The sequence below is a fragment of the Streptomyces sp. NEAU-174 genome (assembly GCF_052665095.1).
Map to the genome: position 1 here is coordinate 1 of NZ_JBQTCE010000009.1, position 19,193 is coordinate 19,193.

General features: G+C 72.4%; 15 protein-coding genes. 9 read left to right on the plus strand and 6 right to left on the minus strand.

Features of this window, described 5'->3' with window-relative positions:
- The first annotated feature begins 427 nt into the window (after window positions 1–427).
- The 4 genes from ACT2CW_RS25855 (at window position 428) to ACT2CW_RS25870 (ending at window position 6,138) form a co-directional block, all read left to right on the plus strand.
- Window positions 428–1,750 (plus strand): extracellular solute-binding protein, encoded by a 1,323-nt coding sequence (locus ACT2CW_RS25855; RefSeq protein ID WP_445518418.1) that lies wholly within the window; start codon window positions 428–430, stop codon window positions 1,748–1,750.
- Window positions 1,750–2,724 carry a carbohydrate ABC transporter permease gene (locus ACT2CW_RS25860; protein ID WP_445518419.1) on the plus strand — a complete coding sequence of 325 codons (975 nt, stop codon included), beginning with the start codon at window positions 1,750–1,752 and terminating at the stop codon, window positions 2,722–2,724. The genes ACT2CW_RS25855 and ACT2CW_RS25860 overlap by 1 nt, the downstream gene beginning before the upstream one ends.
- A 110-nt stretch (window positions 2,725–2,834) precedes the next feature.
- Window positions 2,835–3,650: a carbohydrate ABC transporter permease gene (locus ACT2CW_RS25865; protein WP_137977861.1), complete on the plus strand. Its 816-nt coding sequence runs from the start codon at window positions 2,835–2,837 to the stop codon at window positions 3,648–3,650.
- A gap of 76 nt (window positions 3,651–3,726) precedes the next feature.
- Window positions 3,727–6,138, plus strand: a complete 2,412-nt coding sequence (locus ACT2CW_RS25870; RefSeq protein ID WP_445518420.1) for a beta-xylosidase/alpha-l-arabinosidase — start codon at window positions 3,727–3,729, stop codon at window positions 6,136–6,138.
- A gap of 68 nt (window positions 6,139–6,206) precedes the next feature.
- Here the strand turns inward: ACT2CW_RS25870 and ACT2CW_RS25875 are convergent, their stop codons facing one another.
- Both ACT2CW_RS25875 and ACT2CW_RS25880 read right to left on the minus strand, forming a co-directional pair.
- Window positions 6,207–8,192 (minus strand): hypothetical protein, encoded by a 1,986-nt coding sequence (locus ACT2CW_RS25875; protein WP_445518421.1) that lies wholly within the window; start codon window positions 8,190–8,192, stop codon window positions 6,207–6,209.
- Window positions 8,193–8,754: 562 nt separating this feature from the next.
- Window positions 8,755–9,189 (minus strand): MarR family winged helix-turn-helix transcriptional regulator, encoded by a 435-nt coding sequence (locus tag ACT2CW_RS25880; RefSeq protein WP_445518422.1) that lies wholly within the window; start codon window positions 9,187–9,189, stop codon window positions 8,755–8,757.
- Between the two features lie 108 nt (window positions 9,190–9,297).
- On the opposite strand from ACT2CW_RS25880, the gene ACT2CW_RS25885 reads away from it, so the two are divergent.
- Window positions 9,298–10,167, plus strand: coding sequence for an alpha/beta fold hydrolase (locus ACT2CW_RS25885; RefSeq protein ID WP_445518423.1), 870 nt, complete (start codon window positions 9,298–9,300; stop codon window positions 10,165–10,167).
- Window positions 10,168–10,326: 159 nt separating this feature from the next.
- Here ACT2CW_RS25885 and ACT2CW_RS25890 read toward each other — a convergent pair whose 3' ends face one another.
- Entirely contained in the window at window positions 10,327–12,498 is a 2,172-nt protein-coding gene (locus tag ACT2CW_RS25890; RefSeq protein ID WP_445518424.1) for a GNAT family N-acetyltransferase, read from the minus strand.
- 227 nt (window positions 12,499–12,725) lie between these two features.
- Here ACT2CW_RS25890 and ACT2CW_RS25895 point away from each other — a divergent pair, with 227 nt between their 5' ends.
- Window positions 12,726–13,658 (plus strand): oxidoreductase, encoded by a 933-nt coding sequence (locus tag ACT2CW_RS25895; protein WP_445518425.1) that lies wholly within the window; start codon window positions 12,726–12,728, stop codon window positions 13,656–13,658.
- Window positions 13,659–13,689: 31 nt separating this feature from the next.
- Here ACT2CW_RS25895 and ACT2CW_RS25900 read toward each other — a convergent pair whose 3' ends face one another.
- Window positions 13,690–14,673: an NADP-dependent oxidoreductase gene (locus ACT2CW_RS25900; protein ID WP_445518426.1), complete on the minus strand. Its 984-nt coding sequence runs from the start codon at window positions 14,671–14,673 to the stop codon at window positions 13,690–13,692.
- Between the two features lie 70 nt (window positions 14,674–14,743).
- On the opposite strand from ACT2CW_RS25900, the gene ACT2CW_RS25905 reads away from it, so the two are divergent.
- Together ACT2CW_RS25905 and ACT2CW_RS25910 are read left to right on the plus strand one after the other, a co-directional pair.
- Complete coding sequence (locus ACT2CW_RS25905) at window positions 14,744–15,922, plus strand: GlxA family transcriptional regulator (RefSeq protein ID WP_445518427.1); 1,179 nt, start codon at window positions 14,744–14,746, stop codon at window positions 15,920–15,922.
- 165 nt (window positions 15,923–16,087) lie between these two features.
- A complete protein-coding gene (locus tag ACT2CW_RS25910; protein ID WP_445518428.1) occupies window positions 16,088–16,987 on the plus strand; it encodes a putative protein N(5)-glutamine methyltransferase in 900 nt (299 codons plus the stop codon).
- 21 nt (window positions 16,988–17,008) lie between these two features.
- Here the strand turns inward: ACT2CW_RS25910 and ACT2CW_RS25915 are convergent, their stop codons facing one another.
- Entirely contained in the window at window positions 17,009–17,743 is a 735-nt protein-coding gene (locus ACT2CW_RS25915) for an SDR family oxidoreductase (protein ID WP_445518429.1), read from the minus strand.
- 90 nt (window positions 17,744–17,833) lie between these two features.
- On the opposite strand from ACT2CW_RS25915, the gene ACT2CW_RS25920 reads away from it, so the two are divergent.
- Window positions 17,834–18,757 (plus strand): LysR family transcriptional regulator, encoded by a 924-nt coding sequence (locus tag ACT2CW_RS25920; RefSeq protein ID WP_445518430.1) that lies wholly within the window; start codon window positions 17,834–17,836, stop codon window positions 18,755–18,757.
- On the opposite strand, the gene ACT2CW_RS25925 is transcribed toward ACT2CW_RS25920, so the two are convergent.
- On the minus strand, window positions 18,726–19,166 hold the full coding sequence (locus tag ACT2CW_RS25925; protein ID WP_164435662.1) for a MarR family winged helix-turn-helix transcriptional regulator: 441 nt from the start codon (window positions 19,164–19,166) through the stop codon (window positions 18,726–18,728). The genes ACT2CW_RS25920 and ACT2CW_RS25925 overlap by 32 nt on opposite strands.
- Window positions 19,167–19,193: the final 27 nt, after the last annotated feature.

A 19,193-nucleotide genomic window follows, 5' to 3' on the forward strand; every position in this document is an offset into this window, starting at 1 on the left:
CCGGGGCGGAGCCCCGCGGGGAACCGGGGCGCAGACCCGCGGGGTGCGGGGGCAGAGCCCCGGCGGGGTGCCGGGGTGCAGCCCCGCCGGGGACCGGGGCGCAGACCCGCGGGGTGCGGGGGCAGAGCCCCGGCGGGGTGCCGGGGTGCAGCCCCGCCGGGGACCGGGGCGCAGACCCGCGGGGTGCGGGGGCAGAGCCCCGCCGGGGACCGGGGCGCAGACCCGCGGGGTGCGGGGGCAGAGCCCCGGCGGGGGTGTGGGGGCGCAGCCCCCGGGGTGGGGGGCCGGGGGTGTTCCCCGGTTCGGGGAGGGGCGGGGTGGGGAGCAACGCCGGGCGGTGCCGGACCCCTTGACACCGCATCAGCACCCCCATACCTTCCACGCAACCGCTTCCGAGAATTATCGGGCTACTTCCGGAAGGCACACGATGCGCATACCTCGGTCAAGGTCCAGGGCAAGGGCAAGGGCAAGGACAAGGTCCACCCTCGCAGCCGCCACGCTGCTGGTCGGAACGGCACTCGCCGGCTGCGGCAGCGGCGGGCCCGGGGGTTCGGATGACGGCTCCCTCGACGTCTGGGTCTACCAGGACGCCTCGACCAAGGTGCAGCGCGAGGTCGTTGAGCGGTTCAACAAGACCTCCGACATCAAGGTGAAGCTCACCCAGGTGCCCGGCGAGGGCTACTCGGACAAGATGCGCACCTCCATGGGCACGCCCAACGCCCCGGACGTCTTCTTCAACTGGGGCGGCGGCAGCATCAGCGACTTCGTCAAGAAGGACATGCTGCTCGACCTGGACCCGGCGATGGCCAAGGACCCGGAGCTGAAGAAGGCGTTCATCCCCACGATCCTCGACGCGGGCGCGATCGACGGAAAGCACTACGGGATCCCCATGCGCGGGATGCAGCCGGTGATCCTCTTCTACAACAAGGACGTCTTCGAGGAGGCCGGGGCCCAGCCCCCGAAGTCCTGGGATGATCTGCTGAAGCTCATCGACACGTTCAAGGACAAGGGCGTCACCCCCTTCGCGCTGGCGGGCACCGACGCCTGGACCGAGCTGATGTGGGTGGAGTACCTCGTGGACCGCTACGGCGGGGCCGGGGTGTTCCAGAAGATCCAGAGCCAGGGCATGGCGGCGTGGGACGACCCGGCGGTGCTCAAAGCCGCGCAGACCGTCAGGGACCTGGTCGGCCGGGGCGCGTTCGGCAAGAACTACAAGTCGGTCAACTACACCGCCGACGGGGCCTCCACCCTCTTCGCCAAGGGCAAGGCGGCCATGCATCTGATGGGCAGCTGGGAGTACGCCAACCAGAAGGCCAACCAGCCCGCGTTCGCCAAGTCGGGGCTGGGCTGGACCACCTTCCCGGCCGTCCCCGGCGGCACCGGTGACCCCAAGAGCGTCGTCGGCAACCCGACCAACTACTGGTCGGTCAACGCCAAGGTGAAGGGCGACAAGCAGAAGGCGGCGATCGAGTTCGTGAAGTTCGCGGCGAAGAAGGACTACTCCAAGGACCTGATCGCCAACGGGGACGTCCCCACCACCTCCGACGCCACCTCCCTGCTCGCCGGGCACGAGAACCCCGACTACGCGCGGTTCCAGTACGACCTGGTCAAGCAGGCCCCGGACTTCACGCTCTCCTGGGACCAGGCGCTGCCCGCCAAGTACACCCCACCGCTGCACACCGCCGTGCAGAAGCTGTTCAACGGGCAGCTCAGCCCGGCCGGGTTCATCGACGCCCTGAAGGGCATGTGATGGCGGACGCCGCGACGAGCGGGCGGCGCCCGACCCGCGAACGGCGCCCGGCGCGCGAAGCGCGCCAAAGCGTCGGCCGACCGAAAGTCGGCCGGGCCGGGGTCGGCCGGCCCGGCGTCGTCTGGGCGCTCCCCGGCGCGCTGTTCTTCGTCTTCTTCGCCGTGGCGCCGATGGTCCTGGTCGGCGCCCTCGCCTTCACCGACTGGGACGGCATCGGCACCCCGAGCTGGACCGGGATGAGCAACTGGTCCCGGCTGTGGGACGACCCGGAGACCCATCAGGCCATCTGGCTCAGCCTGATCCTCACCGTACTGACCTGGGTGTTCCAGACCCCGCTCGCCCTGCTGCTGGGCGTCTGGGCGGCCGGGCGGCAGCGCAACCGGGCCGTGCTGTCGGCCATCTTCTTCCTGCCGCTGCTCGGCTCCTCCGTGGCGCTCGCGCTGGTCTGGAAGTCGCTGCTGGACCCCAACTTCGGTCTGATCGCCGACATCGGGCCCGCCCTGGGCTTCGCGGACGGCGATCTGCTCGGCAGCTCCAAGGGCGCCTTCGGGGCGATCCTCTTCGTTACCGCCTGGCAGTTCATCCCGCTGCACACGCTGATCTACCAGGGCGGCGCCCGCGCCATCCCGCGCTCGCTCTACGACGCGGCGGCGATCGACGGCGCCGGGACCGTACGGCAGTTCTTCTCGATCACCCTGCCCCAGCTGCGCAACACCATCGTCACCTCCTCGGTGATCATGGTGGTGGGCGCGCTGACCTTCTTCGACACCGTCCTGATCCTCACCAAGGGCGGGCCGGGCACGGACACCACGATCGTGCCGTACCTGATGTACAAGAACGGCTTCCAGGCGTTCGACCTCGGCTACGCCAGCGCGGTCGCCACCATCCTCGTCGTCGTCGCCACCACCGTCTCGCTGCTGCTGGTGCGGCTCACCGGCTTCGCCGCGATGCGCAGCACCCGGGAGGGGATGTGACCGACGTCCTGCACGACCACCCGAATCCTCACCCGAACCGCCCCCTGAACGGCGTCCGTACGCCGAACAAGACCCCGGCGGCCCCTCGCCCCCGCCTCCGCCGCCGGGGTCTGCCCCGCTGGAACTACCCTGCCGGGCTCGGCTCCCTGATCTGGCTCGGCATCGTCGGACTGCCGCTGTACGTCCTGGTGGCCGCCACCTTCCAGACCCGCGACGGCTATATCGACGACGGCCCGCTGGCCCTGCCCGACCATCCGACGCTCGCCAACTACCGTCGGGTGCTGCGCTCCGACTTCCTCTCCTATCTCCTCAACACCGCGCTGGTCACGGCCGTGTGCGCGGCGATCGTGATCACGCTGTCGGTGACCGTCGGCTACACCGTCGTCCGTGCCCGCGGCCGGGCCTCCCGCCGGATCTTCCAGATCTTCCTACTGGGTCTCGCGATCCCCTCCCAGGCGGTGGTGATCCCGGTCTATCTGGTCATCACCAAGCTCCATCTGTACGACACCCTGCTCGCGGTGATCCTGCCGACGGCCGCGTTCTCCCTCCCGGTCAGCGTGCTGATCCTGGTCGGCACGATGCGCGACATCGACGAGGAGCTGTACGAGTCGATGGCGCTGGACGGGGCGAGCCCGACCCGGGTGCTGCTCCAGCTCGTGGTGCCGCTGTCGCGGTCCGGGATCTCCACGGTCGGGGTGATGTCGGCCCTGCACGCCTGGAACGGCTTCCTCTTCCCGCTGCTGCTCACCCAGTCCAAGAGCAACCGGCTGCTGACCCTGGGGCTGTACGACTACGTGGGCGAGTTCCGGGTGGACACCCCGGCGCTGCTCACCGCCGTGGTCCTCTCCATCGTCCCGATCTTCCTGGTCTATCTCTTCGCCCGCCGTCAGCTGATCAGCGGGCTGATGGGCGTGGGCGGCAAATAGGCCCCCCGCGCGCGGTACGCGAGCCGTTCTCCCACCCCGCCGTCTCTCCCGCCGTCCCTCCCCGACAAGGAGCTTCATGCCTCAGCCCTGGCAGGACACCTCCCTCTCCGCCGAGGACCGCGCGGCGGCCCTGCTCTCCTCGATGACGCTGGAGGAGAAACTCGCCCAACTCGTCGGCGTCTGGCCGGGATCCGAGGCCGAGGAGGGCGAGGACGTCGCCCCGCTCCAGCACGAGGTGTCCGAGGCCGTGGACCTCGACGGCCTCCTCCCGCACGGCATCGGCCAACTGACCCGCCCGTTCGGCACCTCCCCCGTCGAACCGGCCGAGGGCGCCGCCGCGCTCGCCCGCCTCCAGGCCCGGATCGCCGCCGGGAACCGCTTCGGGATCCCGGCGCTGGCCCATGAGGAGTGTCTGACCGGCTTCTTCGCCTGGCGCGCCACCGTCTTCCCCACCCCGCTCGCCTGGGGCGCGTCCTTCGACCCTGCGCTGGTGGGGCGGGCGGCCGGGCTGATCGGCGGTTCGCTGCGGTCGGCCGGTATCCACCAGGGTCTGGCCCCGGTGCTGGACGTGGTGCGGGACCCGCGCTGGGGCCGTACGGAGGAGTCCATCGGCGAGGACCCGTATCTGGTCGCGACCATCGGCACCGCGTACGTCCACGGCCTGGAGTCCGCCGGGATCGTCGCCACCCTCAAGCACTTCGCGGGCTACGCCGCCTCCCGGGGCGGCCGCAACCACGCACCCGTCTCCATCGGCCCCCGGGAACTCGCCGATGTCATCCTGCCGCCCTTCGAACTGGCGGTACGGGACGGGGGCGCGCGGTCGGTCATGCACGCCTACAACGACCTCGACGGGGTGCCCTCGGCCGCCAACCCCTGGCTGCTGACCGAACTGCTCCGCGACACCTGGGGCTTCACCGGCACCGTCGTCTCCGACTACTTCGGGGTGTCCTTCCTGGAGCTGGCCCACCGGGTGGCCGACACCCGGGGCGGCGCGGCCGGGCTCGCCCTGGCGGCCGGTGTGGACGTGGAGCTGCCCGCGGTGCGCTGCTTCGGCACCCCGTTGCGGGAGGCGGTGCTGGCCGGGGAGGTGGACGAGGCGCTGGTGGACCGGGCGGCGCTGCGGGTGCTGCGGCAGAAGTGCGAGCTGGGGCTGCTGGACGCGGACTGGTCGCCGACGCCGTCGGTGCTCGCGGGGGCCGTGGACTCCGCGGGGACCGTCGATCTCGACCCCCCGGAGATGCGGGCCGTCGCGCGGGAGCTCGCCGAGGAGTCGGTGGTGCTGCTCGCCGACGACGGCGATGTGCTGCCGCTCGCGCCGGACGCCCGGATCGCGGTGGTCGGCCCGCTCGCCGACGACCCCGCCGCCATGCTCGGCTGCTACACCTTCCCCCGTCATGTCGGGGTGGAACACCCCGGACTGCCCCTGGGCATCGAGGTGCCGACGCTCTTCGCCGCGCTGCGCGCCGAGCTGCCCGGTGCGCGGATCACCCATGCCGAGGGGTGCGCCGCGCCCGGCCCGGACGCGTCCGCCGGGGACGCGGGGGGCGCGGGGGGCGCTGGGGGCGCGGCCTCGGCCGGTGCGGCGGCGCTCACCGCCGAGAGCCGGCTGGCCCAGGCGGCCCGGACGGCGGCGGACGCGGATGTGTGCGTCGCGGTGCTGGGCGACCGCTCGGGGCTGTTCGGCCGGGGCACCTCGGGCGAGGGCTGTGACGCCGCCGACCTCGAACTCCCCGGTGAGCAGGGGGCGTTGCTGGACACGCTGGTGGCCACCGGCACGCCCGTCGTGCTGGTGCTGTTCACCGGCCGGCCCTACGCCCTCGGCCGCTGGTCGCGCCTGCTGGCCGCCACCGTGCAGGCGTTCTTCCCCGGTGAGGAGGGCGGCCCGGCGGTCGCCGGGGTGCTGAGCGGGCGCGTCAACCCCTCGGGCCGGCTGCCGGTGAGCGTTCCGTACGCGCCCGGCGGCCAGCCCTGGACGTATGCCCAGCCGCCGCTCGGGCTGGGGGAGAACAACGCCAGCTCGATCGACCCGACCCCGCTGTTCCCCTTCGGCCACGGGCTGTCCTACACCTCGTTCGCCTGGGAGCGCCCGGTGGCCGACGCGGCCGATGTGCCGACCGACGGGGAGACCACGGTCCGGCTGACCGTGCGCAACACCGGTGACCGGGCCGGGACCGAGGTCGTACAGCTCTATCTGCACGATCCGGTGGCCCGTATCGCCCGGCCGGTGTCCCGGCTGATCGGCTACGCACGGGTGCCGCTGCGGCCGGGTGAGTCCGCCGAGGTCCACTTCGCCTTCCACGCCGACCTCGCCTCGTATCCGCTGGGCGCCGATGGCACGCGGGTGGTGGAGCCGGGCGCCCTGGAGCTGCGGCTGGCCTCCTCCAGCGCCGAGTCCGACGTACGGCACACCGTGCCGCTGACGCTGACCGGGCCCGAGCGCACGGTGGACCATCGGCGGCGGATGGTGTGCGAGGTACGGGTGAAGTAGCGGCGGGGCGGGGCGCCCGGGGCCGGTTGCGAAGGGACCGGTTCAGACCACGAGGCGGAGGGGCCGGTTCAGGTCGGTCCCTCGCCCTTCTCCACCAGCGCCCAGGCGTGGGCGAACAGTTCGGGCAGGGTACGGGTGGGCAGCGGCAGCGGATTCTCCAGCCGCCGGTTGTAGGAGCGCCGCACCCCGATCAGCTCCGCCTTCCATGCCTCCATGGGCTGGTACGGCTTCTTGGCGTGGATCCACTCGCCCGGCAGGAAGACCTGGCGGCCCGCCCGGGGGCGCTTGTCCTCGATGACGATACCGCGCTCGACCAGCGCGGCGGCGGCCTTCTCGTGCCGGGCGGTCTTCCAGCCGTTCCAGGTGCGGACGTTCCGGTCGGTCGGGGCGGGCAGGGCCAGCAGCTGGAGGTGGAGCGCCGCCGCGTCCTCGTCGAGACCGAGCGCGTCGGCGACCCGCGCGACCAGGTCGGGCGCGGAGGCCGCCGGGTTGGACTCGTACGCCCCGACCGGCAGCGACCCGCTCTCGACCCGCTCGACGATGCGCGCGCAGGCCGGGCCGCGCAGCCACTCGACGAGGGGGAAATCCTCACGGCCGTAGCCGGATGTGGCCTCCGCCAGGGCCCTCGACCGCTCGTCGTCGCCGTAGAACGCGGGGCGGAAGTACACCCTGGGCGGGGACCGATCCCCCCGGCGGCTGACCGAGCCGTCCGTGATGACGGTGAGCCCGTCGTCGATGCTCGCGACGTCCAGCCGCTCCGGGCCCGCGTACGGCCGGAACCCGAACCGCTCCTGGAGCTCGGCGACCGTACGCCCGGCCCCGGCGGGAAGTCCGGCGCGCAGCAGCAGCCCCGGGTGGTCCAGGCGCTCGAGGAGCAGCCGCACCAGTCCTGGCAGCCCCTCGCGGACCGGGTCACCGGCGGGGAGTTCGGCGTAGACCCAGGACAGGTGCGGCACGACGGAGTGCAGGCGGTCCTGGAACCTCATGACGTCCCACCGGGCGTCGGTGAGCAGCGGGCCGTGCTCGCTGTTCTTGAGCCAGGTGTCGAGGGGCGCGCCGAGCCCGGGTTCGGCGGCGGGGCGGGTGAACGCCGCGCAGAACTCGGCCGCCGACACGCGGAGCAGCTGGAGCTCCACGACCGCCTTGAGGGTGCGCTCGGGCACCACGATCCGCTTGCCGCGCCGCGCCTGCCACGCCTCGGCGAGCCGCTCGGCCACTCCGCGCATCCCGTCCGGCTCCCACAGCTCGGCCGGGTCCTCGGGGAGCACGTCCGCGAGCAGGTCCAGCCGCTCCGCCGGGGTCAGCCGGGCCAGTTCGGACGCGCCGTCCTCGGCCTCGGCCACCTTCAGCCGCAGCGTCGCCCGCTCGTCGGCGTCCAGGAACGGGACGTACATCCGCTCCAGCAGCCCGGCGAGCGCGAGGGACGCGGCGGGGCGCCCCATGCCCGTACGCTCCCGCAACAGGGCCACCGCCTCCCGGTCCCACGGGGCCGGGCCCCGCTCACGGACCAGCGCCACCAGCCGCCGCAGCTGCTCCGGGCTCCCCCAGCCGCGCGGCACCTCCCGCGCCTCCTCGATCTCCCCCAGGCTCGGCGGCTCCGCGTCCCCCGTCCGCAGCTCGACGAACCGGCGCCGCCCCTCCCGGCCCCACCCGACGCTGACGGCCGCCCCGCGCCCGTCCCGCACCGCCGACCGCTCGGTGACCACGATCCCGGTGCGCAGCCGGGCCTCCGGGTCGGCGAACGGGCTCTCCGCCCACATCTCCAGCAACGCCAGCTGCCGCTCACGCCGCTCGGGCCGCGTGGACGCGACGGCGGCCCGGAGCGCCACGGCCCCGATCCGCCCGATGAACCGCGTCCACGACCCCTCCCCGGCGATCCCGGGCCCGTCCTCCCCCTCGGGGCCGGGCGGATCCCACGCCCCGGTCAGGAACCGGCCGGTACGGTCCATGCAGGCCAGCGTCCCGGCCCGCCACATCCCCGTGCCCTCGATGAGCCCACCCAGCGCGGGCACCACGCGCCGGTCATCCACAGCCGTCCACGCACCGGTCGTCATCGGACCTCCCCCGTCTCCCCCGTCGCATACAGCCATGGGCAGATCATCGCTCATGGCTCCGACAGCGACCCCGCCGCCTACGAGGTGAGCGGGGCTACTGTGCTCGGTCGGGTGCCGCTTTCGTCTCGCGCCTTCGGCGCAATTGAGCAGCGGGGCAGGGGATGGGGGGCGCGGCACCGTCGCCGGGTGCCGGGTCGGCGGGTGTGAGCGCCGGTGGCGGCTTCCCACTTCGGCACCCGAGGCCCCTCCGGACCGCGAGCCGGTGGGCCCCGGGGCAGCCCCTCCGGGTACCCCTTCTAAAAAACGCTTGATCTGAAGCAACTAATTCGTCAAACGTTTTCGAGAGGGGGTACCCCGACGCCCGCAGCGCGGCACCGACCCCAGCCCCCGAGCGCCGGAGCCGCCACCGGCGCCCGCCCCCACCGGCCCGGCGGTCGGCGACGCAGCCCGCGCCGGGCACCCCCTGCCCCGCTGCTCAATTGCGCCGAAGGCGCGAGACGGCGCCGCACCGGACCACGCCGCGCGGCCCCCGGAAGGCGCGGCCCCCTTCCAACTGTGGGACTTACGGGATGAGGTGGCGGGCGAGGACCGCGAGGGCGTCGGTCACCTCACGCAGACGGTGAGGATCGTCGGTACCGAGGGCAGCGGCCAGGGCGGCGTCGATGGTCGTGGCGCGGACCTGCTCGACGCGGGCAGATGGCTCCACGGCGGGACTGATGAGAACGCGGCGGCGATCAGTGGGGTCGGGGGCAACGGTGATCGCCCCCGCCTCCTTCAGGCGGGCGACGGCGGTGGAGATCTGACTCTGCGGCAGCCCGGTGCGGGCCGCGATGTCGCCCACGGTGGTGCCGGGGTGCGCGGCCACGTCGCTGGCAGCGATCAACACCAAGCGCGTGCTGCCCTTATGGCGGTCGGCTCCGCCGGGAGGCTCGGGCATGGCGTCCTCACCGATCTTCATCAGCGTGCGCCCCAGAAGGAAGAGCTCAACTCCGTTCACACCCCGATGATACTCGATCCATCGGATTCGATGCATCTATCTTGATGCATCGAATCCGATGGATTAGCGTTGACGCATGGCCGTCACGACCGAGACGAGGGGGAGCCCATGACGAACGACGAAGCCACGCACACCGGCACCGTCCGCGCGCCCGGAGCCACACTCCACTACCAACTGCGCGGGCACGGACCCACATTGCTCATCGGGCAGAGCGGAGAGGGAGACGCCGACCGCACCGTCGACCTCGTCGCACACCTCGCGGACACCCACACGGTGATCACCTACGACCGGCGGGGCCTGTCCCGGAGCCGACTCGACGACCCGTCACGCGGGGCGACGCTCGCCGAGCACGCGGACGACGCGGCACTCCTGCTCGCGACGGTGACATCCGAACCGGCCGCCATGCTCGGATGCAGCCTCGGCGCCGTCATCGGCCTGCACCTCGCGGTGCGGCACCCGGGCCGGATCCACACGCTGATCGCCCACGAGCCCGTCGCACCCCGGCTGCTGCCCGCCGCCGAACGGGCTCGCCATGAACACGAACTCGCGGACCTGCGGCGGCTCTACATACGTTCCGGCCTCGCCGCGGCCCTCCCGGAGATCGCCCGGGTACTCGGCGTCGACACCAGCGGACGCGACGCCGAACCCGGTCTGACCCCGCAGCCGATCAACGACCTGCGCCGCACCAACTTCGACTACTTCATCCGTCACGACTTCACCGCGGTGCTCGAAGACACCCTCGACGCGGCCGCCCTCGCGGCCACGCCCACCCGCGTCGTCCCCGCAGTCGGCCACACCACCCCCGAAGGCGTCTTCGACCGCCGCTGCGCCTACGCCCTCGCGGACGCACTCGGCACCGACGTCGTGGAACTGCCCGGCGGCCACAACGGCAACACCAGCCACCCGTCCGCCTACACGGCGAGTCTGCGCGACCTGCTCGCGACTCACGTCCACGCGGCTCAGCAACGGCAGGGGTGAGGGTGCGCATCGTGGGCATATCCTACCAAGCACACCGGCTCCCCCGAGTGCCGCCTCCGGCTGTGGAACACCCCAGGACGGCGTCCACACCGCCGATCCGCGCGGTGAAGGACCCAACCGGGCGGCCGCGGGGGCTCCCGTGGCGCACGGTCCTCAATGTCATGGGCCTTCGCCGGCAGCGGGAAGCGTGGGCACGGGAGTGATCTTGTCCCATTCGCGCCGCACATCGTCGCCCGCGTCCATCATGTTGGTCAGCGCCTCCATGAGCGGCAGTCCGCGGCCAAGAAGCAGGTAGACCCCGGCGGTGACGAACAGGAAGAAGAGCACGCGCCGTTTCCAGAAGACCGACCTTCTGTAGTGGAACTCCCTCAGCTCCGGGAGGAGACGGAAGGCCAGACACGACTCCAGAGAGAGGAAGCGCAGCAGGAACGGCAATCGCAGCGGAATCAGCCGCGGCAGCCAGCCGTCGGAGAACCTGATCGCGGCCACGAGTGGCCGACGCCCAGAGGTCGCGGCGGGCAGCGGAGGAAGCGCATGTGGCAGGATCCCCGCAGCGCGCCGCCGAAAGCCTTCGTACAGCTTCCGGTCTCTGGGGATCAGGATCACCAGTTGTTCCGGCCTCAGCAACCGCACCGATTGCTCCAGTTCCCAGTACAGGGAGTCCCCGGCCCCACAGCGCATCACCGCCAGCTGACACCGGGACAGCAACGTGGTCACCGCATCGCGCCAGTCCTCGTCCGCGACCTTGGCCTTCGCCGCTCCCAGCACCTGGATCTCCTGATCGAGACCGATGAATGGACCGATCCCGGTCATGGCCGTGGCCACCGACTCCTCCTCGGTGGCGAAGGAGCCGATCCTGGTCGGCTTCCGCGCCGTTTCATCATCGCGGAAGGAGCGCAGGTAGAGGACCGGAGGACGGGGATCCTCGCGGATCACGCCGGGTGCGTCCGTCGCCTGCGTCAGCTCCCGCGCACGGAGGGCGGCACGGACCAGCGGCCAGACGAGCACCGTGATCAGGAGCGCCATCGCGAGGAAGCCCACGGGCAGCCCCGCCACCCGTGGTCCCTCGGTGAGTTGGTAGGCCCCGCCGATGAGGACGAGCGCGAAGAAGACGAAGAAGCCGAGCGCCCAGGCGCCGCACCCCGCCGTCTTCCTGCGGCCGCGGCGGGGCGACACATCGCCCAGCACGGAAAGCACATCGGCGCGGTGGGCGGCGTACGGCCTCAGAGCGAGACAGGGGACGCTCTCCCCCGGCGCCCGGCTCACGGTACGCCCGAACCCATGGCGCCGGTAGAGATCGCCACGCCCCGGCCGGCCATCGTCCCGGGCCACCGTCAGATACTCGGCCCCTGATCCGTACGCCCACCGGAGCACTGCCTTGAGCAGCGCGTCTTCCACGCCCCTCACCCGGCTGATGCCGGTCGACGGGGCCACGTGGAGCTGGGCGATCTCACGGATATGCGGGGCCCCGGCGGGCGTACGCGCCAGGACCGTGCCCACGCGCTGTCCGTCCAGCTCGGCATGGGCGGTGAACTCGTCCTGCCCTTGGCCCGCGTGGTCCATGCGCAGCGCGACCGGGGACGACGCCGAGACGCTCAGGGCTTCCAGCAGCGAGGCGGCGAAGAGCACGTTCTCGGCCTCTCTCAGTGCGTTGAGAACGAGCGTGTCCGGATCGTGGAGGGGATCGGCGAACGACGGTCCGGCCCCGGGGAGGTGGAGGCGCAGGAGAGGACCGAGCTCGGGGTGCCGATGGATGTAGCTGACCCCGTCGAGCGCGCACAGCGGGACGACGCGCGCCGAGCCGTCGGCTCCATGATGGGCACCACCGGTGAGCCGGATGACCCGGCCGTCGAACTCCACCGTGCTGTGGACGGCCCGCAACCGCCGGGGTGGCGACGGTACGGACAGCGGGAGCCGACCCCCGACGGAGGGCGGCGAGAGCCTCCCGATCGCCTCCGTCAACAGGCCGTGGACTCTCCTGGCCTGAGCCAGCTCCCTGCGGTGGAAGCGGATCAGGTAGGGGTCGACGGAATCGGGCGGCTGAGCGCCGAGCACCTCGGAGACGGCATCGGCCCCTGGACGCGGAACCAGTCGGAGGAAGCCCCATCCGGACCGTTCGGCAGGTGGCGTGAGGATGACGCGGGCCAGCGCGGAGAGGGGTATCGGACGGCCGTTCAGAGCACGCAGCACCGACCAGCGGCCGGAAAACGGATATCGGATGACGCAATGCCGCCCGTCGAACTCGACCGTCGCCTGCCGGCCCTCCAGCCGCACCGTCGCCGCAGGCCCCCGTGCCCCCTCGGGGGGACCCGCCAAGTCGTGCGAACTCACTCCAACCCCCCGATGAAGCCTTCGCGAACGCCACCGTCCAGAATGCCCTCAATGGCATAGCACCTGCAACGTTGTGCACATTGCGCTCCGGTATCGCCCCCGCGGGCCTGTAAGGCCGTTCATCTCGCATCCTCGCGGGGGCGCGCCTAGGCTGTCGCCGCAATCGATGGCTACCGGCGCGTAACGCACACCGCGACAGACCGCGGCAGACCGCGAAGGAGCGCGTGATGAAGGGCTGGACCGCGAGCGACATCCCCGATCAGACCGGCCGCACCGCCGTCGTGACCGGCGCCAACAGCGGGCTCGGCTTCGTCACCGCCCGGGAGTTGGCGCGCCGCGGTGCGCGGGTGGTGCTCGGGTGCCGCAGCGAGCGGCGTGGAGCCGAGGCCGCGGAGCGGATCCGGGCGCAGGCGCCGGGTGCGCGGGTGGAGGTCGCGCCGCTGGACCTCGCGGACCTGGCGTCCGTACGGGCCTTCGCGGCCGAGCACAAGGGCGACCGGCTCGATCTGCTGATCAACAACGCGGGCGTGATGGCCCTCCCGCACCGCAGGACCGCCGATGGCTTCGAGATGCAGTTCGGCGTCAACCACCTGGGGCACTTCGCGCTGACCGGGCTGCTGCTGCCGAAGCTGCTGGAGGCGGGCCCGGGGGCGCGGGTGGTCACCGTCTCCAGCTTTATGCACATGCTGGGGACGGTCGATCCGCGCGACCTGAACATGGAGCGGGGGTACCGGCGCTGGGTCGCCTACGCCCGCTCCAAGTCCGCCAATCTCCTCTTCACCCACGAGCTCGCCCACCGGCTGCGCACCGCGGGCGTCCGCCTGGTGGCGGCCGCCGCGCACCCCGGCTACGCCGCGACCAACCTCATGTCCGCCGCGCCGAAGATGGAGGGCCGCCGGGCGAAGGAGCGGTTCATGGCGATCGGCAACCGCTACTTCGCCCAGAGCCCGGAGCAGGGCACGCTCCCCGTCCTGTACGCGGCGACCGGGCCGGACGTACGCCAGGACGACTTCTTCGGCCCGCCGCTCCAGGGCCTGTGGCGCGGCTCCCCCGTCCGCTCGGCCCGCGCCAAGTGGACGCTCAGCGACACGGCGGGGCGGGGGCTGTGGGCCGCGTCCGAGCGGCTGACGGGGGTGCGGTACGAGGCGCTCACGAGCTGAGCCACGTCTGCCGCTCTCGAGTCGTCCCGCCTCAGCGCACGGTGATGACCAGCTTGCCCGTGGTGCGGCCCGTCTCCCCCTGGACATGGGCCCGGGCGCCTTCGGCGAGGGGGAAGGTGCCGGAGACGTGGGCGCGGAGCCTGCCCCGCTCGACGAGTTCGGCGATGGCGCGCATCCCGGCCTGGTCGTGCTCGACGAGCAGGGTGACGGCGCGGACCTGTGCCTTCTCCGCCGCCGCCCGGGTGTCCTCGGCGCCCGGCAGCAGGGAGACGAGGGTGCCGCCGGGGCGGAGCACGCTCACGGAACGGGTGGCGGTCTCCCCGCCGAGGGCGTCGAGGACGACGTCGTAGCGCTCGTCGGTGTCGGTGAAGTCCTCGGAGCGGTAGTCGACACAGGCGTCCGCGCCGAGCTCGCGCAGGAAGTCGTGCTTGGGAGCGCTCGCCGTCCCGGTGACGTGCGCGCCGCGCTCCTTGGCGATCTGTACGGCGAGATGGCCGACACCGCCGGCCGCGGCGTGGATCAGCACCCGCTGCCCGGCCCGGAGGTCCGCGGTATCGACGAGGGCCTGCCAGGCGGTGAGCGCGGCCAGCGGCAGAGCGGCCGCCTGGACGTGGTCGATCCCGGCGGGCTTGGCGGCGAAGGCGCGGGTGGGGCCGGTGACGTACTCGGCGTGGGAGCCGACCCCGTACGGGTAGGGCAGCATGCCGAACACCTCGTCACCGGGGCGGAAGAGGGTGACGCCGAAACCGGTCTCCACCACGGTGCCGGAGACGTCCCAGCCGAGGGTCAGCGGCGGGGGCGGCAGGAATCTGCTCATGGCGCGGTGCTTGAAGTCCGTGGGGTTGAGCCCGGCCGCGTGCACGGCGACGAGGATCTCCCCGAGGCCGGGCGCGGGCCGCGGAAGCTCGGTCAGCCGCAGGACCTCGGGGCCGCCGAGGGCCGTCTGGTGCAGGGCGAGCATCACGGGGGCGGCGGCCGGGGCGGCGGGGTTGTCAGGGGTGTCCGTCGAAGTCATGCCTCGATCCTGGCCGTACGGTCCGGCCCGGGACGATGGCCAGAAGGTCAGTCTCCGATACATTCCTGCCATGTCCACCGCCCCTGCCGCCCGCCGCGTTCCCAGTGCCCTCGACACCCCCGGCACCCTCGGCCCCCGCCCCGAGGCCGCCGCGCCCACCGCGCCCACCGCGCCCTCCCGGGCCCGTGACCTCGCCGAGCGCGCCGCCGGGCTGGACCGCCTGATGCACCCGGACCCACGACCCGGCGCCCACAAGGTCGTCGTCCTCGCCCTCGACGGCGTCTACCCCTTCGAACTCGGCATTCCGCACCGGGTCCTGGGTTCCGCCGACGGCCGCTACGAGGTGCTGTCCGCCAGCGCGGACGGGCGGCCCGTGCGTACCGACTCGGATCTGACCGTCACCCCCGGGCACGGCCCCGAGGTGCTGGCCGAGGCGGACACCGTGGTCATCCCTCCGTACGCGATCTCCCGGGCCTCCGCCGCCACCCCGGACCCGCAGGCCCTCGCGGCCCTGTCCCGCGTCCGCCCCGGCACCCGTCTGGTGTCCATCTGCACCGGTGCCTTCCTGCTGGCCGCCGCCGGTCTCCTGGACGGGCGGCGGGCCACCACCCACTGGGCGCTCGGCGACCACTTCCGGGAGCTGTTCCCCCGGGTCGAGCTCGACGCCGGTGTGCTCTTCGTCGACCACGGTGACGTGCTGACCTCCGCCGGGGCGGCGAGCGGTGTCGACGTCTGCCTGCACCTGGTGCGCCAGGACCACGGCAGCGAGGTGGCCAACCAGGTCGCCCGCTGCTGCGTCGTGCCGCCGTACCGGGACGGCGGGCAGGCGCAGTACATCGAGCGTCCGCTGCCGCCCGCGGGCGACACCGGCACCGGGCCGACCCGCGACTGGGCGCTGCAACGGCTGGAACTCCCGCTGTCGCTGGACGAGCTGGCCGCGCACGCGGCGATGAGCACCCGTACCTTCGCCCGGCGCTTCCGGGAGGAGACCGGTCTGAGCCCCGGCCGCTGGCTGACCCAGCAGCGGCTGCGGCGGGCGCGGCACCTGCTGGAGTCCAGCGATCTGCCGGTGGAACGGGTCGCCCACGAGGTCGGCTTCGCCACCGCCACCTCGCTGCGGCGGCATCTGGCGGCGGAGGCGGGGGTCGCCCCGTCGGCGTACCGGCGCACCTTCCGCGCCCCGGCTACCCCAGGTGCCCCGGCCACCCCGGCTACCCCGACCGCACCGGCTGCCCCGGCCGCACCGTGACCGCCACGGCGCCGGGGCATCGGGTAATGTGGCCACACCCGTACGCACCGAGGAGGTGAGACCCATCAACGCCAGTTCAGGCTGGGTGCTCTCGCCGCAGGGATTCACGGGATAGCCGACTGCCGGGGGGCGCCCTCAGGGATCCCGAAAGGCTTCCAGGCTTCCATGTCGGCTTCACCTTCACCTTCACCTTCGCTTGCCACCTTTTCCGCCGTCGTCACCAGGCTCCGCGCCGCCGGGTGCGTGTTCGCCGAGGACGAGGCGCGGCTGATCCTTTCCGCGGGCCACGTTCCGGCCGAGATCGACGCCATGGTGGACCGGCGCGCCGCCGGGCTGCCGCTGGAGCACGTCCTCGGCTGGGCGGACTTCCGGGGGCTTCGCATATCCATCGACCCCGGGGTCTTCGTACCGCGTCGGCGCACCGAGTTCCTGGTCGAGCAGGCCGTACCGCTGGCCCGGTCCGGGGCCGTCGTGGTCGATCTGTGCTGCGGCTCGGGCGCGCTGGGCGCCGCGCTGGCCTCCGCCCTGGGCGGGGTGGAGCTGTACGCGACCGATATCGACCCGGTCGCGGTGCGCTGCGCGCGGCGCAATGTCGGGGCGGCGGGCGGCACGGTGTACGCGGGCGACCTCTACGAGCCGCTGCCCGCCGCGCTGCGCGGCCGCGTGGACCTCCTGCTGGCCAACGTCCCGTACGTGCCCACCGAGGAGGTCGGGCTGCTGCCGCCGGAGGCCCGGGTCCACGAGGCGCGGGTGGCGCTGGACGGCGGCGCGGACGGGCTGGACGTCCTGCGCCGGGTGACCGCCGGGGCGGGCGGCTGGCTGACCCCGGGCGGCTCGCTGCTCTTCGAGACGAGCGGACGGCAGGCGGCCACGGCGATGGCCATCGTGGCGGAGGACGGGCTGGAGCCACGGCTGGCCGAATGCGACGAGCTGGACGCGACGGTCATCATCGGCACCAAGCCATCGGCACCAGGCCATCGGGACCGCGTCCAGCAGGGGCGGCGGTCGCGTGACCGGAATCCACATCCGACACCGAGGGCGAGCGGGAACACCACCCGATCCTGAGCGGTGTTCCCGCGGGTGGCATCACAATTGGGTGCCACCACCGTCCACCGCGAGTTCGGCGCCGGTGGTGTAGGTCGCGTCGAAAGCCAAGAAAATGGCGGCACGCGCGACCTCCTCCGGATTCCCTATGCGCAGCATCGGAATCTGGGCGGCGAAACCCGCCACCATTTCATCCGCCACTTCGGCGGGCAGGTGCTTGTGCAGAATTCCCGTGTCGATCGGCCCCGGGCTCACCGCGTTGACTCGTACGCCGCGCGGCAGCAATTCGCGAGCCCAGGTGCGCGCCATCGACCGGAGGGCCGCCTTGCTCGCCGCGTAGACACCATGGTCCAGCTGCCCCAGGACGTTTGAGACCGAGGTGGTCAGCACCACGCCGCTGCCCTCGGCAAGCAGCGGAAGCAGCCGCTGCAAGGTGAAGTAGGGCCCCTTGGTGTTGGCCGCGAAGATGGCGTCGTACATCTGCTCGGTCGTCGCCTCGAACGACACCGAGTCGGTGATGCCCGCGTTCAGGAACACCGCGTCCAGTTGACCGAACTCCTCCTCGACCTTCCCCGCCAGGGCGTCGATGTCGGCTTTTGAGGTGACGTCGCTGCGCACCGCGACCAGCCCCTCTTCGCGCGCCGCTTCGAGCGCGGCTTCTTTGCGCCCCGTGACCATTACCCGAGCACCCTCGGCCGCCAGCAGGCGTGCGATCGACAGGCCGATTCCGCTGCTGCCACCGGTGATGAGGGCGCGCTTTCCGTTGTGCTTTTCCATGCCCCGATTCAAATCCCGGACCGGCGACGGCGTCCAAGACCTGATATGCAACCCGTCATGCGCGCATTGCATATTGGTACGATCAGAAGCGTGCGCGTTCCCGGATCGGACCTCGACCTGCGGCTTGTCGGCTACTTCACGGTCGTCGCAGCGCACGCCAACTTCAGCCGCGCCGCCGCGGTGCTGCACGTCGCGCAGCCGTCCCTGAGCCGCCAGATCCAGCGCCTCGAGGAACATCTGGGCGTGCGCCTCTTCGACCGCACCCCACAGGGCAGTCGGCTCACCGAAGCCGGTCGCGCGTTTCTGCCGCAGGCTCAGGCGCTGCTCCAGGCAGCCCATCAAGCCGAGCTCACCGCCCGCGACGGCGCCACCCCGCGCGAGTTCACCATCGGGTACGTCGAGGACCTGGTCATCACTCATGCCGTACGCCGGCTGCGGCATCGACACCCCACGGCCCGCATCCGCACCCGCCACCTGGAGTGGAACGACGCCCACGCGCTCACCGACCGCCGCGTGGACGCCCTGGTGGCCCGCGCCCCGCTGCCCTTCCCCGCCGACCGCCTACGCCTCACCGAGCTGTGGACCGAGCCACGGGTTCTGGTCGTCTCCACGGACCACCGCCTGGCCGGAAAGGAGTCGGTGACCGTCGACGACCTCAGCGAAGAAGTTCTGCCGCAATGCCCGAGCGCGGTCCCGCAATGGAGCGATTTCGCCCGTCTGGAGCCGCGCCCGGATGGCGTTCCGGCTCGCAGCGCGCCGATCGACTACGAATCGTTCGAGGACAAGCTCGACCTTGTGGCCGAGGAGCGGACGGTGTTGATTCTGGCCGCCGGCGACCGGCGGCCCCAACTGCGCCCCGGCCTGACCACCGTGCCCATCGAGGGCATCGACCCGGTCCGCGTCGTCCTGGCGACCCGCTCGGCCGAGGCCAACCCTCTGATCGACGATTTCCTGCACGCCTGGTCATCCGACACGCCCGCGGCTACGCGCGCAGCTCCTCCGCCGCGTCCGTGACCCTCGCGATCAGCCGCAGCAGCGTCTCCCGCTCCGTCTCGTCCAGCGGGGCCAGGAAGACCCGGTTCATCCGGGACGTCCGGGTGACCAGCTTCCGGTGGAGCCGGACGCCCTCATCCGTCAGCCGCAGGACGTTACGGCGGCCGTCGTTCGGGTCGCGCACCCGCTCCAGCAGGCCGCGCCGGGCCAGCCGGGCGACCAGGTCGGCGATGGTGGAGCGGTCGAGGTGGACGTGTTCGCTCAGCGTCCGCTGGTCGATCTCCGGCTTCTCGATCAGCGCGTTGACCACCGCGAACTGCGGCGAGGTGGTCTCCTCGGAGACCATCGCGCCCCACAGCAGGGAGTGCGCCTGCTGGAAGCGGCGGGCCAGATGCCCGGGGTGCGTGTTCAGATCGACCGCGCCACCCATGCCGTGCCTCCCATGCCGTGCCTCACG